Consider the following 12,922-nt stretch of genomic DNA (forward strand, 5'->3'; position numbering starts at 1 on the left):
AAATCTCCGATGCTTTTTAGAATCCTTATGGAAAAGATTATTTTTTCTTTCCTTTGGCTGCTGCTTTTTCGGCTTTGGCTGCTTCTTGAGCTGCTTTCATCGCCGCACGTGAAATCTTCACTTGACATACAACCGTGTTGTCTGGGTGCATCAATTTGTAATTGTCGCTTCCTAATTTGGTTACATACAATTTGTTCCCCATTTGTAATTCAGAAATATCTGCATATACATAATCAGGAAGGTTTTTAGGTAACGCTTTTACTTTTAAACGACGTAAGTTTAAGTTCAAAACACCCCCTAATAACACCCCAGGCGATGTACCTGTGATTTTTACAGGAACCTCCATGATGATTTCTTTATCCTCCTTTAATTGATAAAAATCAATGTGTAAGATAGCATCAGAAACAGGGTGAAATTGAATATCCTGTAGGATTGCGTTAAACACTTTTCCTCCTAAATCAATCGCAACAGTATGCGCATCTGGAGTGTAAACTAAACTTTTGAAAGCTTTGCTTTCTGCTTGAAAGTGTACTGGTTGTTCTCCTCCGTAGATTACGCAAGGAACCATTCCAGCATCACGTACGGCCTTCGTTGCCTTTTTGCCTACGCTTTCTCTTTCAGATCCTTTGATTGAAATTGACTTCATTATTTAGATATATTAATTATTTACATTAAAAATTTTCCGCTAATGGAGTTGTTGTGTTGTACCATCTGCATTACTTCGGCAAACAGTGGCGCACAACTTACCACTTTGATTTTTGGCGATTCCTTTTTCAGCGGAATGGAATCGGTAACGATAAGCTCGCTAAGCTGTGATTTTTCTATTTTTTCATAGGCCTCACCCGACAAAATCGCGTGCGTACAAATGGCTCGAACACTCAATGCACCCCGCTCAATCATCAAGTCGGCTGCTTTCGCTAAAGTGCCTCCAGTGTCAATCATGTCGTCCACAAGAATCACATTGCGCCCTTTTACTTCACCTATCAATTCCATCGTTTCAATGACATTGGCCGCTTTACGTTGTTTGTAACAAACTACAACGTCTGAGGTTAAGAATTTGGAATACGCATAGGCTCGTTTTGAACCTCCCATATCAGGCGATGCGATAGTGAGATTTTCTAGATTCAAACTTTTTACGTAGGGCAAGAAAATCGTAGAGGCAAACAAGTGATCTACTGGTTTTTCAAAAAATCCTTGAATTTGATCGGCATGCAAGTCCATCGTCATTATTCGCGTTGCCCCAGCCGTTTCCAACAATTTGGCAATCAATTTGGCTCCGATGGGAACGCGAGGTTTGTCTTTACGATCTTGGCGAGCATACCCAAAATAAGGGATTACAGGCGTAATGTGTCTGGCTGAAGCGCGCTTGGCCGCATCAATCATCAACAGCAATTCCATTAAATTGTCGGCCGACGGAAATGTCGAACAGACTATGAAAACCCGCAATCCACGAATGGATTCTTCAAAGGACGGTTGAAATTCACCATCACTAAATTTTGAGAACGTAACTTTACCCAGCGGCACCCCATAATGTTTGGCGATTTGCTCGGCAAGGTGGACACTTTGGGAACACGCAAATATCTTTGCTTCCGGTTCTTGATGTGACATTTTAATCGGTTGTTTAGTAGTGAGTTAGTGTGTGTTGTGTTTATTGAGGTGCAAATTTAGAAATAAAATCTGACTGAAGGCCTATATTTTTCAGTATTTTTTTCTTGTTTATTTCAATTTTTGTGTACATTTGCACCCACAAAAAACACTAAAATCCATGCCCGGATGGCGGAATTGGTAGACGCGCACGACTCAAACTCGTGTTCTTAGGAGTGTGGGTTCGATTCCCACTCCGGGTACAAGACCTCTCACTACGAGAGGTTTTTTATTTTATATGCCATGAAATATTACGTTTATGTTTTGCAATCTACTGTTCGGCAGTAGCTTCATAGGGGATTAACCTTCAATTCAAATCTGCGTTTTGCGATGGAGCCTTTGGCCTTTGGTTTTTAGGTTTAAGCAAAAAAATAAGGAGTGTAATTATGGTGTCAAGATAAAGGCGACTACGGTTTTATTTCTACAACACTAAGTACGGGATAATGGTCAGATAGCCATTGATGATTCGGTTTTTCAGTACGAATTTCGCTGGAATGAATTATAAAGTCTTGATGGCTAATCCAAATGTAATCAATATAATTGTTGGGAGTGTCGGTGCGAAAGCCGTTGAACGTACCTAAAGTGCTTCCGGGATTTAAAGCGGCAAAGGTATTGACCCAATCGTTTTCTAGCAGTTTCAAACGGGGATGTTCGGGGGTGGTGTTAAAATCGCCCATAAGGATTACGGGTTCATTTGTGGGATTTCGAACGGCAATTTGTGTTAAAATAAGTGCTAAGCTTTCGGTTCGTGCCTGTTCACCAACATGATCCCAATGGGTGTTAAATACCCAGCATTGTTTACCATTTCGCCGATCCTCAAGACGTACAAAGCTACAAACGCGATTGCAAGCGGCATCCCAACCGCGTGAAATTTTTTCAGGAGTACGCGACAACCAAAATGTGCCACTGTCTTTAATGATAAATCGACTGGTTTTTATAAAGAGGCCACTGGCTTCTCCAGTATAATTTTCCTCCCGACCCACACCTACCTTTTGATAACCGGGCATGCCTTTGTGTAATTCAGTCATTTGATGGGGAAGCGCTTCTTGTACGCCCAATACATCGGGATGGATGGTGTTGATTTGATGCAAAAGTGGGGTTTTACGATTGTCCCATCGGTTGACACCATCGGAGGCGATATCGAGTCGGATGTTGTAGGTCATTACCGAAAACCTTTCCGATTGGGCCCAACCCTTTGCAAGCATGAAAATCCCAAGAATACCTATAAAGAAGTTACGCTTTTTCCACATCTTACTCTTTTTACACACTTTTTATGACATAGGTTACGATACCCCAAATAATCAATTCATTTTCTTCTGTGATTAAAATGGGAGGATAGCTGGGATTTTCGGGCATTAAATACACGGCATTTTTTTCTTTTCGAATGCGCTTCACCGTAAATTCTCCATCAATACAGCACACCGCAATTTTATTATGAACGGGTTCCAAACTACGGTCGATGACCATGATATCCCCATCGTCTATTCCGGCGCCAATCATTGAATTTCCCGAAGCTTTTGCGTAGAAAGTTGCTTCGCGGTTGCGGACCAATACGTGATCCAAACTTATTTTTGCTTCATCAAAATCGGCCGCTGGTGAAGGAAATCCCGCTTTGATGCCGCCTGAGAAATAGGGGAGTCCTTCCTTCGGACTTAAATCGGGGATAAAAAAAGTGAGTTTAGCGTTGTTTAGCGACATTGTACGGTAATGATATCGTTAATATTGGTGGTGAATTTGGGAGACAAATGGTTTTGCTTCATCTTCCACGTTCGATTCAAATCGTGCATTCCTAGGCGAATCTTCCGCTCTCCTGTTTTTTTGAAATAGGCATCCATCACTTTCATTAGCGCTTCGTGTTTTGGATTTTCATCCTGAAACAAATTGAACTGCTTTTGGTTTTGTGGGGTAATTGATGAGACAATCACGCCTGTTTTTTTGTATTCTTCTCCTTCGCGAAACAGTTGCGCAATCATGCGAGTAGCGGTTTGACTCAGCGTGATGCTTGAATGGGTAGGAAACGGTAAGGTTTCTTGGGCATAAAAGTTATACCGTCCGTTATCGGGATTATGAAATTTATCTTTGCGCAAATACACGGTAATAACCTGACAGTCTGATTGCTGTTTTCGTAATTTTTCACCACAAATCGATGCAAAAGTTGACACCCGCTCTTTCAATTCGTCGAGGTTGTTGATACGCCCTTCAAAACTTCGGGTGACGGCGATGTGTTTTTTATCTTTAGGTTCTTCGAGTTCTAGCACCGACTGACCCAACAATTCCAATCGCAAACGGTTCCCAACCACGCCCATTTCTTTTTGAATATACGATTCATGTTGTGGTAGTGTAAAATCGTAAGCTGTATGAATCTGGCGTGCTTTCATTTTTTTTGTCAACCGAAAGCCGATACCCCAAACGTCCTCTATCGCTGTCCATTTTAACGCTTTGATTCGTTTTTCTTCGCTGTCAATGACATAGGAGCCTTGGGTGCGTTCGGGAAATTTTTTGGCAATTTTATTAGCAATTTTAGCCAATGCTTTGGAGGGAGCAAAGCCAACAGAGATTGGAATACTCAACCATTTCAGGACGCGCTTTCGCATTTGAATTCCATAATCCTGCCATTCGATTGCGTGCATGCCGTCAAAATTCAGGAAGGCTTCGTCGATGCTGTAGACTTCAACATGGGGTGTAAAACCTTCCAGGATTTTCATAACGCGACTACTCATGTCCCCATACAGCGCATAGTTGGATGAAAATACATGGATCCCGTGTTTTTTAATCAGTGGACGGCATTCAAATTCGGGCGCACCCATGGGAATTCCCAAGTCTTTTGCTTCGTAACTCCGCGCAATGACGCAACCATCATTATTCGACAGCACCACGATAGGTTTCCCCACCAATTGCGGTTGGAACACCCGTTCGCAGGAGGCATAAAAATTATTGCAATCGACTAATGCATACATGGTATAAAAGTAGCGAATCGGATGAAAATGAAGGGAAAGAACAAGCGTTAAAATTCGCCATTGTTCATAAAAAAAGGCCATCCGTTGGGACAGCCTTTGTGGGGTTAAAATCGTCTGATTATTTCAATAAATCCATCATGCAACTCGGGTAAATTCCCATACCGATATTGAGTGCAATAGCCACAACAGCGACTAAGGTATACACCCAAGATACGGAGGCTACTTCATCATCAGCTTCTTTATTGTACATAGCTAAAATCAATTTAAAGTAGTAGCCAATACTGATGATTGAATTCACAACACCGACAATAACGGCAATTAAATAACCCGCTTCAATAGTTTGCGTGAATAGGGAGAATTTTGCAAAAAAGCCCGCAAAAATTGGAATCCCCGCCATAGACAATAAGGACATAGTGAGAATTGCAGCGAGGATTGGGTGGCGTTTTCCCAACCCATTGAAATCAGCAACGTTTTGCGTTTCTTTATTTTTGGTTACAGCAGTAATGACCGCAAAGGCAGCAATACCCGCCAAAGCATACGCTGCAGTATAATAGAAAAGGGTGCCAGCGGCGGTGGTAAGACTTAACAAAGCCAAAAGCATAAATCCGGCATGCGAAATCCCAGAAAAAGCCATCATTCGTTTTATATTCTCTTGACGTAAAGCCAAAAGATTCCCCACAAACATGGTCAAAATGGCAACCGCTAAGAGCGCTATTTCAAAAGAGTAAGGCATTTCTTTGTTTAAGCCCGTAACCAATTTGTATAACGTAGCCACAGCAACGACCTTGGCTAAGGTACTCATGGTGGCGGTCACTAAAGTAGGGGAACCCTCATATACATCAGGGGCCCAGAAATGGAAAGGTGCCGCAGCAATTTTGAACAACATTCCAATAAGCATCATGGTAATTCCAAAATAGAACCAAATGGGAAGTCCGGCTCCTTGTGACAATTCATAAATTTCAGCTACATCAAAGTAACCCGTAGCGCCGTATACTAAACAAATGCCAAAAAGGATAAAACCAGAAGCGAAAGAACCCAATAAGAAATATTTCATACCGGCCTCATTGCTCAATAGACTTAGACGTTCGCTACCTGCAAGGATATACAACGCGATAGAAAGAATCTCAATACCGATGAAAAACATTGATAAGTTTCCAAAAGAAACCATGGCAATAGCACCGGCCAACAAAAAGATTTTAATAGCGATAAAATCGGAGAATTTGGAGGGTTTGTCTTTGTAGTAATCCCCGCTCATCAAAATCAGAAAAACGGTCAAAACGATAAACAAGCTTGAAAAGGCTACCGAAAAATTAGACACCACAATCATGTTATAGTACCATGATGATGGATGATTGAATTCGGAAACCGTTAGTCCAAGGATCGCTAACAAAGCAACCACGGAAACCGGTACAATGGCTTTTCTCAGATTGATAATTTCAGCTAAAAGACAGAAGATGCCTAAACCTGATACAGCGATTAGTGTATTCATTCGTATGACAGAATTAAGAACGGTTGATTAATGTAAAGATTTCTTGTAGCGATGGATTGACCAAGTCCAATAAAGGTTTAGGATACAATCCAAAGAACAATAAGAAGGCTATGAGTACTACCATCACAAAGGTTTCACCGAGGGTTACATCGGCAAATACTTTGGCATTTGCTTCTCCCAACATTACATTTTGAAACATTTTCAACATGTAATAAGCACCTAAAATGATTGTAGTTCCCCCAAGTACAGCATACCACACATTGATTTGCGATAAACTATACAGCACAGTAAATTCTCCTACAAAGTTGTACGTACCCGGCAATGCCACAGACGCTAGGACCAAAATCATAAACAATGAAGTGAACCTTGGCGTTTGAATACGAATGCCACCCATAGCTTCGATACTACGTGTTTCCAATCGACGGTAAATGATTTCGGCGGCATAAAATAACCCGACAATCACAAAACCGTGGGCAATCATTTGCGATACGGCACCACTTAAACCATCGAAAGTAAGACTATAACAGCCTGCTGCGATTAATCCTACGTGCGCCAAAGAAGAGTAAGCCAACAATCGTTTGATATCTTTTTGACGTAAAGCGGCAATTGATCCGTAAATGACTCCGGCGATACTGAGTCCCAAAAGGATGGGCATATACGTTTTTGCTGCCAAAGGAGCAATGGGGAGTTGCCAGCGGATTACACTGTACAATCCCATTTTCAACATGATACCCGAGAGCAACATGGTTCCTACGGTAGGCGCTTTTTGATACACATCAGCCTGCCAGGTATGGAAAGGAACTACAGGAATTTTAATCGCATAAGCTAAAAAGAATGCCAAGAAAATCCACGTTTGCTCCTCAGTGCTGAGTTGTAATGCATACAAATCGGTGAGCAAGAAACTGCCTGCTTTGTGATATAGATAGGCGAAGGCAACCAACATGAATAAAGAACCGCCTAAAGTGTAAATGAAAAACTTTAGTACCGCTTTTTTACGTGTTTCAATAGCATCATTCCCCCACAATAAAGCGATAAAGTAAATGGGTATTAAAGCCAATTCCCAGAAAATATAATAAAGAAGTCCGTCGGCAGCCAAAAATGTACCCGCCATAGCAAAGGCCATGAACAGAATTAAAGCATAAATACTTTTTGCATTTTTAAACGCATTGGCAAACGAACTAAGTAGTATAAGTGGCGTTAATACGGTGGTGAGCAAAACCATGGCCAAGGCCAACCCATCAACCTTTAAGGCAAAATATGCTTTGGGTGAAGAAATCCAAGGTAAAGAAACATTAAGTGTACTGAAATCACTTACGGTAGCCAATATAAATAGGGTAATCCCCATGGCAGCAGTACTAAAAAGTAAAGCCACTTTGGAAGCCAGTTTATCGCCAGCCAAATAGGTACAAACAGCACCGATAAGTAATAAAAGTAATAGAGTAGTTACGTCCATCAGGATAATTTTTTAAGCTAAAAACAAATAGATGAAAAGGACACTAAATCCAATGACAAAAGCAAAGAGATACAATCCGATACTTCCGTTTTGAACACGCGCGCCTAAGTTTCCTAAACCGTTGGCTAACGAACCCAGACTGAATACCAATTGGGACAAAGCAGGTTCTAGTGTATCACGGAAAAAGCGTGCTAGGCCATTAATAGGTTTTACAATCAATGCCATATAACCTTCATCTACATAATATTTGTGGTAAATCGTTTTGGCCAATCCCGTCATTTCATGGTCTTCTTTCGGAACGGCACCGCCTTTTAAGAACTTCGCATAGGCCATCCCAATTCCAATCAATCCCCCGGCTACAGCTACAGCCATTAAAATATATTCCGTAGTACCTAAATGATGTTCGGCATGACTTCCGTTGAATAAGGGCGCTAAGTAGTGATTTAACCAACTACCTCCAAAAGGTAAGCTGATTACCCCTCCCACCAACGACAAAATGGCTAGTACGATTAAAGGTAATGTCATCAAACTTGGACTTTCGTGCAAATGATGTTTTTGTTCTTCTGTACCACGGAAGTCGCGGTAAAAGGTAAGGTACATTAAACGGAACATATAGAAAGCCGTCATGATAGATGCCAATGACGCAATGATCCAAAGGGGAATATTCGCATGAAACGCGGTCAGAAGAATTTCATCTTTCGAGAAAAATCCAGAAAACGGTGGAATCCCCGAAATCGCCAACGTTGCAATCATCATGGTGGCAAAAGTAATCGGCATGATTTTACGTAGCCCACCCATTCGACGCATATCTTGCTCGTGGTACATAGCGTGAATTACAGAACCAGAGCCCAAGAACAAACACGCTTTAAAGAAGGCGTGTGTGATCACGTGGAAAACGGCAACATTGTAAGCGCCGAGTCCAAGCGCCAAAAACATAAGTCCCAGTTGCGATACTGTAGAGTATGCCAATACTTTTTTAATATCGTTTTGGAAAAGGCCGATAGAGGCAGCAACCAAAGCTGTTACAGCACCAACAATCGCTATAATATTTTGAACAAGCGGCGTAAGGTCAAAGATGAAATTCAAACGCGTAATCATAAAAATACCCGCGGTAACCATCGTTGCAGCGTGAATCAACGCTGAGACAGGTGTTGGACCAGCCATCGCATCAGGCAACCAAGTGTACAAAGGTAATTGAGCCGATTTCCCCATAGCGCCGATAAACAAACACAAGGCTGCTACAGTTAGTTTGGTTGTATCCACATTTCCAGCCGTAATTGCGGCTTTCAATTGCGCGTAATCCAAGGTAGAAAACATACTGCCTAAAATGAAAATTCCAATGAGGAATCCTAAGTCACCAATACGATTCATGATGAACGCCTTTTTTGCGGCATCATTGTAGTCTTGGTTTTTGTACCAGAAGCCAATGAGTAAGTAAGAACACAATCCAACACCTTCCCATCCGATAAACATGATAAGAATATTGCTTCCAACGACCAACGTAATCATGAAAAACACGAATAAGTTGAGGTACGAAAAGAACTTATGCATGTTTTCATCCTCATGCATGTAACTGATGGAATATAAATGAATCAATGATCCAATACCCGTTACAAACAGCAACCACAGTAAAGACAACTGATCCAATACAATACCGAAATCCAGTTTGAAATTGCTTACAGTAATCCAATCAAATAAGGTCACCGCAATCGGTTTTCCGGTTTGGTTGACTTGTAAAAAGAAATAAACACTGAGCGCAAAGGATATAGCTACCGCTACAGTTCCTAAAGCTCCAGCGAATCCTTTACCCGCTTTTTTACCAAAGAATACGTTACCTAAGAACCCAATAAAAGGGGCTAATAATACGATTAAAACTAAATTCTTCTCCATGGAGCCTTATCCTTTTAAATTCTTCAAATTAGCAATATCAATCGAACCGATATTTCGGAAAATAGCAACCAAAATTGCCAATCCAACGGCTACTTCAGCAGCGGCTACGGCCATTGAGAAAAATACGAACACTTGACCTTCGGCATCTTGATGGTAGGTTGAAAAAGCAACAAACAATAAGTTTACGGCATTCAACATGATTTCGATGGACATGAAAACAATGATGGCGTTTCTTCGGTACAATACTCCGAAAACCCCAATACAGAAAAGAATTACGGATAGAAACAGGTAATTTTCAATACCGATATGATTTAAAATATTCTCCATAGTTTATCGTGTCGATTTTTCTTTTTTAGACAAAAGTACTACACCCAACATCGCTGTGAGTAGTAATATGGATACAAACTCAAAAGGAACCATATATTCATTTAACAAAACTTTCCCCAATACTTTAATGGATTGAAAATCTTGTCCAGTAACGTCGTATTCTCCCATAATTGGTTTGGTATCGACAAACACATACGTCAACACGCCACACAAAAGAATGAAGATGATTACGGCGGCATAACGAGTCATACGCGGTTTGTGTACTTCATCTTCCTTGTTGAGGTTCATCAACATGATGGTAAAAAGGAACAATACCATGATAGCGCCTGCATAAACGATAAGTTGCACCAGCGCTAAGAATTGGGCATTAAATAACAAATAATGTCCCATAATCGAAACCATACAGAGTACTAGGTAAATAGCACTGTGAATTGGGTTTTTACTGTATATGGTTAAAAAGGCAGTGGCAAGTGTAAATGCCGACAGAATGTAGAAAATTAGTAATACTGTGGACATAATTAGTTTAGGTTTTTGGTGTTGGCCATGGCTACTTCAAGTGGCATTACTAATTTATCTTTTCCGTAAATAAAATCTTCGCGATCGTATTGAGCGGGCACCAATTCTTTAGAAATCGTCATGTAAATGGCGTCTTTTGGACAAGCTTCTTCACACAAACCACAGAAAATACAACGCAACATGTTGATTTCATAGATTTCAGCATATTTTTCCTCACGGTACAAATGCTCTTCACCCGGTTTACGCTCTGCGGCTTTCATGGTAATAGCTTCCGCAGGACATGTAAGCGCACACAACCCACACGCGGTACAGTTCTCACGTCCTTGTTCATCGCGTTTTAAGGTGTGTTTTCCTCGGTAAACAGGACTGAATTCACGCACCTGTTCGGGGTAGTGAATGGTTGCTTTTCTTCGGAAAAAGTGTTTAATGGTAATCAACAACCCTTTAATGATTGCGACCAAATAAAGACGCTCCCAAAACGTCATTTCCTTGTGGGAAACTTGTTTTTTCTTGCCTGAGAGCGAAATGTTCTGAATTGATGTTGCCATAGAACAGGTTCTTATTTAAAAGCCAGAATACAAATTCCGGTGATCATAATATTAATAATAGAAAGCGGAATCAAAATTTTCCATCCCAAATTCATCAACTGGTCGTAACGGAAACGTGGGATTGTCCAACGCACCCACATGTAAAAGAAGATGAAGGCACAGATTTTTACAAACAAAACCGCAATTCCGATTAGAGTTGCAATATTAGTTCCCCAATGAATGCCAACCCAGTCCATTCCTGGATAGTTGTACCCACCAAAATACAGGACCGCCAAAATAGTAGAGGAGATAAACATGTTGGCATATTCGGCAAACAAATAGAATCCCATTTTCATGGAGGAGTATTCGGTATGGTACCCACCGATCAACTCACTTTCACATTCGGCTAAGTCAAAAGGGGTTCGATTGGTTTCTGCAAAAGCACAAATTAAGAAAATCAAAAATCCTACGGGTTGGTAAAATACATTCCAATCCATACCGTGTTGCTGTTCGGTAATGGCACGTAAACTCAATGATCCGCTCATCATCAACAATGCGATGATAGAAAGACCCATGGCTACCTCATACGACACCATTTGCGAAGCTGCACGAACCGCTCCCATTAAGGAGAATTTATTGTTGGAAGCCCAACCACCAATCATGATTCCATAAACACCCACAGAGATTACCCCGAAAATGTACAATAAGGATACGTCAATATCGGTAGCTTGAAGGATAACCGTACGTCCAAAAATTTCTAGTTTATCACCCCATGGAATCACCGCGCTGGTAATCAACGCTGTAGCCATCGCGACTCCCGGACCTACAAAAAACAAAAATTTGTTGGGCGTGTTGGGTTCAAATTCTTCTTTCGCAAACAATTTTAACCCGTCGGCTAGGGGTTGTAACAAACCACCCCACCCTGCACGGTTGGGTCCAACGCGGTCTTGAAGAAATGCAGCTACTTTACGTTCGGCCCAAGTAGAGTACATGGCCATAAGCATAGTAACGGCAAAGATGACTACGATGAAAATACTTTTTTCAATAATTAATGCACTATCCATGTTATTGTTTTACTTCGGTTCCGTCAATTTTTTTATTGTAGTCAATGGCGGCCATACTGATTTTCTTACGATCCTCATCACGTCCCATTAAGATACCGCGTTCGGTATTGATAATGACTTTCTCAAGTTTTCGGCTGTAATTATTCACATTGATGACCGAGTCTTTTTCAAATTTACGCGGGCCTTCAATTGTCCAGTCGGAAACTTCTTTTTTATCATAACGACAGGTGTTACAGATGAAATCTTCCACTTCATGGTATTCGTCTTTACGCGCTGTAACCCGTTGAATTTCATTACCAAACATCCAAACAGTTACTTTACCGCAACAGCCGGGGGTAGTACATTCACGGTGTGCATTGAAGGGTTTATTAAACCAAACGCGCGATTTGAATCGGAATGTTTTGTCGGTTAGCGCTCCAACAGGACATACATCAATCATGTTGCCTGAAAATTCATTTTCAATAGCGGCCGAAACCATAGTGGAAATTTGCGCATGATCCCCACGATTCAATACCCCATGTACACGATAATCGGTTAATTGTTCTGCCACTTGCACACAACGCTGACAAAGAATACAACGGTTCATGTGCAACTGAATTTTATCGCCGATATTTTCGGGTTCAAACGTACGTTTTTCCTCAATGAAACGGGTGTTAGCGTGACCGTGTTCAAAACTCAAATTTTGCAAATCACATTCTCCAGCTTGGTCACAAACGGGACAATCAAGCGGGTGATTAATCAACAAAAATTCAGTTACTGCTTTACGGGCTTCGGTGACGCGATCAGACGATTTACTTTTCACTTCCATTCCGTCCATACAACCGGTAACACAAGAGGCTACCAGTTTTGGCATAGGCGTTGGATTGGCGTCGCTCCCTTTGGTTACTTCAACCAAACAACAGCGGCATTTGCCTCCTGAACCCTTGAGTTTGGAGTAGTAACACATCGCTGGAGGAACAACATCGCCTCCAATCATTCGTGCTGCTTGTAAGATGGTGGTTCCAGCTTCAACCTCGATTTCGTGTCCGTCAATTGTTACTTTCATCTTCTTGTAG

General features: G+C 41.3%; 13 protein-coding genes and 1 tRNA gene. 1 reads left to right on the plus strand and 13 read right to left on the minus strand.

Going from position 1 to position 12,922, the window contains the following annotated elements; translation table 11 throughout:
- Positions 1 to 37: 37 nt before the first annotated feature.
- Together BUC17_RS01425 and BUC17_RS01430 are read right to left on the minus strand one after the other, a co-directional pair.
- The gene (locus tag BUC17_RS01425) at positions 38 to 646 is read right to left on the minus strand and encodes a 50S ribosomal protein L25/general stress protein Ctc (RefSeq protein WP_073360720.1); all 609 of its coding nucleotides are present in this window, start codon (positions 644 to 646) and stop codon (positions 38 to 40) included.
- A gap of 20 nt (positions 647 to 666) precedes the next feature.
- Entirely contained in the window at positions 667 to 1,608 is a 942-nt protein-coding gene (locus BUC17_RS01430) for a ribose-phosphate pyrophosphokinase (RefSeq protein ID WP_073360721.1), read from the minus strand.
- Positions 1,609 to 1,767: 159 nt separating this feature from the next.
- Here BUC17_RS01430 and BUC17_RS01435 point away from each other — a divergent pair.
- Positions 1,768 to 1,847, plus strand: a tRNA-Leu gene (locus BUC17_RS01435).
- Positions 1,848 to 2,051: 204 nt separating this feature from the next.
- On the opposite strand, the gene BUC17_RS01440 is transcribed toward BUC17_RS01435, so the two are convergent.
- The 11 genes from BUC17_RS01440 to BUC17_RS01490 form a co-directional block, all read right to left on the minus strand.
- Complete coding sequence (locus BUC17_RS01440; protein ID WP_159433921.1) at positions 2,052 to 2,807, minus strand: endonuclease/exonuclease/phosphatase family protein; 756 nt, start codon at positions 2,805 to 2,807, stop codon at positions 2,052 to 2,054.
- Positions 2,808 to 2,904: 97 nt separating this feature from the next.
- Positions 2,905 to 3,342, minus strand: a complete 438-nt coding sequence (locus BUC17_RS01445) for a LexA family protein (RefSeq protein WP_073360723.1) — start codon at positions 3,340 to 3,342, stop codon at positions 2,905 to 2,907.
- Complete coding sequence (locus BUC17_RS01450) at positions 3,333 to 4,682, minus strand: Y-family DNA polymerase (protein WP_317044496.1); 1,350 nt, start codon at positions 4,680 to 4,682, stop codon at positions 3,333 to 3,335. The genes BUC17_RS01445 and BUC17_RS01450 overlap by 10 nt, the downstream gene beginning before the upstream one ends.
- Before the next feature lie 37 nt (positions 4,683 to 4,719).
- The gene (locus BUC17_RS01455) at positions 4,720 to 6,090 is read right to left on the minus strand and encodes an NADH-quinone oxidoreductase subunit N (RefSeq protein WP_073360725.1); all 1,371 of its coding nucleotides are present in this window, start codon (positions 6,088 to 6,090) and stop codon (positions 4,720 to 4,722) included.
- Between the two features lie 13 nt (positions 6,091 to 6,103).
- The gene (locus BUC17_RS01460; RefSeq protein ID WP_073360727.1) at positions 6,104 to 7,543 is read right to left on the minus strand and encodes a complex I subunit 4 family protein; all 1,440 of its coding nucleotides are present in this window, start codon (positions 7,541 to 7,543) and stop codon (positions 6,104 to 6,106) included.
- A 12-nt stretch (positions 7,544 to 7,555) separates the two neighbouring features.
- A complete protein-coding gene (gene nuoL / locus BUC17_RS01465; RefSeq protein WP_073360729.1) occupies positions 7,556 to 9,433 on the minus strand; it encodes an NADH-quinone oxidoreductase subunit L in 1,878 nt (625 codons plus the stop codon).
- Positions 9,434 to 9,439: 6 nt separating this feature from the next.
- Entirely contained in the window at positions 9,440 to 9,760 is a 321-nt protein-coding gene (gene nuoK, locus BUC17_RS01470; protein WP_073360731.1) for an NADH-quinone oxidoreductase subunit NuoK, read from the minus strand.
- A gap of 3 nt (positions 9,761 to 9,763) precedes the next feature.
- The gene (locus BUC17_RS01475; RefSeq protein WP_073360733.1) at positions 9,764 to 10,276 is read right to left on the minus strand and encodes an NADH-quinone oxidoreductase subunit J family protein; all 513 of its coding nucleotides are present in this window, start codon (positions 10,274 to 10,276) and stop codon (positions 9,764 to 9,766) included.
- Between the two features lie 2 nt (positions 10,277 to 10,278).
- Positions 10,279 to 10,824: a NuoI/complex I 23 kDa subunit family protein gene (locus BUC17_RS01480; RefSeq protein ID WP_073360736.1), complete on the minus strand. Its 546-nt coding sequence runs from the start codon at positions 10,822 to 10,824 to the stop codon at positions 10,279 to 10,281.
- 11 nt (positions 10,825 to 10,835) lie between these two features.
- Complete coding sequence (gene nuoH / locus BUC17_RS01485; RefSeq protein WP_073360739.1) at positions 10,836 to 11,867, minus strand: NADH-quinone oxidoreductase subunit NuoH; 1,032 nt, start codon at positions 11,865 to 11,867, stop codon at positions 10,836 to 10,838.
- A 1-nt stretch (position 11,868) separates the two neighbouring features.
- Positions 11,869 to 12,912, minus strand: coding sequence for an NADH-quinone oxidoreductase subunit G (locus tag BUC17_RS01490; protein ID WP_073360742.1), 1,044 nt, complete (start codon positions 12,910 to 12,912; stop codon positions 11,869 to 11,871).
- Positions 12,913 to 12,922 lie beyond the last annotated feature (10 nt).

The sequence above is a fragment of the Flavobacterium fontis genome (assembly GCF_900129405.1).
GTDB classification, from domain to species: Bacteria; Bacteroidota; Bacteroidia; order Flavobacteriales; family Flavobacteriaceae; genus Flavobacterium; species Flavobacterium fontis.

Excerpts from the sequence above, each read along its gene's own strand:
- BUC17_RS01445 (WP_073360723.1), bottom strand. The coding sequence starts at position 3,342 with ATGTCGCTAAACAACGCTAAACTCACTTTTTTTATCCCCGATTTAAGT.
- BUC17_RS01475 (WP_073360733.1), bottom strand. The coding sequence starts at position 10,276 with ATGTCCACAGTATTACTAATTTTCTACATTCTGTCGGCATTTACACTT.
- nuoH (WP_073360739.1), bottom strand. The coding sequence starts at position 11,867 with ATGGATAGTGCATTAATTATTGAAAAAAGTATTTTCATCGTAGTCATC.
- BUC17_RS01455 (WP_073360725.1), bottom strand. The coding sequence starts at position 6,090 with ATGAATACACTAATCGCTGTATCAGGTTTAGGCATCTTCTGTCTTTTA.
- BUC17_RS01460 (WP_073360727.1), bottom strand. The coding sequence starts at position 7,543 with ATGGACGTAACTACTCTATTACTTTTATTACTTATCGGTGCTGTTTGT.
- BUC17_RS01480 (WP_073360736.1), bottom strand. The coding sequence starts at position 10,824 with ATGGCAACATCAATTCAGAACATTTCGCTCTCAGGCAAGAAAAAACAA.
- BUC17_RS01440 (WP_159433921.1), bottom strand. The coding sequence starts at position 2,807 with ATGACCTACAACATCCGACTCGATATCGCCTCCGATGGTGTCAACCGA.
- nuoK (WP_073360731.1), bottom strand. The coding sequence starts at position 9,760 with ATGGAGAATATTTTAAATCATATCGGTATTGAAAATTACCTGTTTCTA.
- BUC17_RS01490 (WP_073360742.1), bottom strand. The coding sequence starts at position 12,912 with ATGAAAGTAACAATTGACGGACACGAAATCGAGGTTGAAGCTGGAACC.
- nuoL (WP_073360729.1), bottom strand. The coding sequence starts at position 9,433 with ATGGAGAAGAATTTAGTTTTAATCGTATTATTAGCCCCTTTTATTGGG.
- BUC17_RS01430 (WP_073360721.1), bottom strand. The coding sequence starts at position 1,608 with ATGTCACATCAAGAACCGGAAGCAAAGATATTTGCGTGTTCCCAAAGT.
- BUC17_RS01425 (WP_073360720.1), bottom strand. The coding sequence starts at position 646 with ATGAAGTCAATTTCAATCAAAGGATCTGAAAGAGAAAGCGTAGGCAAA.
- BUC17_RS01450 (WP_317044496.1), bottom strand. The coding sequence starts at position 4,682 with ATGGCCTTTTTTTATGAACAATGGCGAATTTTAACGCTTGTTCTTTCC.